The following is a 1,768-nucleotide window of genomic DNA, read 5'->3' as shown; positions in this document are numbered from 1 at the left end:
TACATATTCTGTCTGGTTGGATAGCCAAGTTTATTGATGACTTTGGATATTGAACCAGTTTCATCATAAAAGGCAAGTGCCTGCTGTTTTTCTTGTTCCGTATATGCCATATATTTTCCTCCATTGCATCATCTTTGGTCCAAGAAATTGTCCGCACCTCCATCTTTGATTCAAAAAAGATTCCTATTTCAGAATGGATTGAGTATTTACTGCATTTGTTTGAATTTCATTCTATAAATTCGACAGCCTACGACAATAGAAATTCACCAACTACAGGTAAATATTGGCTGATTAAAACATTTGAAGTCTTAAAAGGAATACAAGACGATGTTGTACTAGACGGTACAGTGTATTTAGATGAAACCTATTTTGCAAAGACAAAAAGTAAACTAGCGACAAAAGATGGAAAGAAACTAAGAGGAATTTCTAGAAATAAAATAGGTGTTGGTGTTGCCTGTAATGAGACAAAATCAATTTTTATAGTTACAGGAACATCAAAACCCTCAAGAAAATCAACAAAAGAAACATACAGCAAGCATATTGCAAGAGGCTCTATATTAGTGCATGATGATGAGCATTCTCACAGTATATTGATTGAAGAATTAGAACTGGAAAGCAAAGTATACTCTACAAGAGAAACAAAAGGTTTATCAGATAAAGACAACCCATTATATCCAGTTAATAATCTTCATTTATTATTGAAACAATTCATAAGAAATCACGGAGCTTATGACAGAGAACACCTCCAAGACTGGCTGAATCTATTTTGGTTCATTATGAATGACCCAAAGGATAAGTACGATAAGGTATTAAAATTTATAGAAATGGCAGTTTTGTCGCCAAAAAGAGTGCGATATCGAGATGCAATGAGCTCTAAACATAGTAAATAAGCGAATAATCACCACCCATTTGCAAAAGAGGAGCTTTGGAGAATAATATGAAAACAATTGTCAGTGATCTAGATGGCACATTACTTAATAGTTATGGAGTAGTAGATCCCTTCACTAAAGAAGTATTGAATATATCACCTATCTATAGAATTATTGCGACAGGACGTAGTTACAAGACAGCTTCTCCTTTGTTGAAGGGAGTAGATATAGATTATTGTGTATTATTGAATGGTGCGGAATGTCGAAATAGTCAGGGAGATATTCTCTATAAAGAGAATATCGATTTGAAGATTGCACATACTATTATGAATGGCTTATTAGAACATCATATGGATTTTGAAATTAATACGGAAGAAGGAGATTATTCTACTGATACTGTATTTTGTGATACTACAACACAACTTTCAGAACAACATCTTCAAGATTATAAAGAAATTAGAAAGATATTTGTATTTGTGCATGACGAACAGAAAATCAATCAAATCAAATACTGGCTTGATCAAATAGAAGGAATTAATGTAACCTCATCATCCTGGTGGAATATTGAAGTTACATCAATGAATGCGAATAAAGCACTTATGGTAAAAAGAGTGATAGAAACACTTCATACTTCTGATGATGTTTATGTATTTGGTGATGGTTATAATGATCTGAGTCTTTTTAAAGACTATAAGCATACACGAGCTATGAGTAATGGTGTGAATGCACTGAAACAGATAGCAGAAAAAGTGATTGACAGTAATGATGATCATGGTGTTGCGAAAGAAATAATTGATTTGGTTAAGGATTAGAAAAAGCAGGCGGTGCCCAATGTCATTAAGTTAATAATGCTAGAATTTAAGTCAGATGATATATCAGCAGATATATTATTCTGACTT

General features: G+C 33.0%; 2 protein-coding genes. Both read left to right on the top strand.

The features are described from left to right. The first annotated feature begins 134 nt into the window (after positions 1-134). Entirely contained in the window at positions 135-890 is a 756-nt protein-coding gene (locus tag ACFOZZ_RS09100) for an IS1595 family transposase (protein WP_376815107.1), read from the top strand. A 47-nt stretch (positions 891-937) separates the two neighbouring features. Further along, positions 938-1,681, top strand: a complete 744-nt coding sequence (locus tag ACFOZZ_RS09095) for an HAD family hydrolase (protein WP_376815106.1) — start codon at positions 938-940, stop codon at positions 1,679-1,681. Positions 1,682-1,768 lie beyond the last annotated feature (87 nt).

The sequence above is a fragment of the Catenibacterium sp. GCM10023432 genome (genome assembly GCF_042651925.1).
In the GTDB taxonomy this organism is placed as follows: Bacteria; Bacillota_I; Bacilli_A; order Erysipelotrichales; family Coprobacillaceae; genus Catenibacterium; species Catenibacterium mitsuoka.
This window is presented reverse-complemented; position numbering and strand designations above follow the sequence as displayed.

What these genes read in the sequence shown, in the direction of transcription:
- ACFOZZ_RS09095 (WP_376815106.1), top strand. Translation starts at nt 938, where the DNA reads ATGAAAACAATTGTCAGTGATCTAGATGGCACATTACTTAATAGTTAT.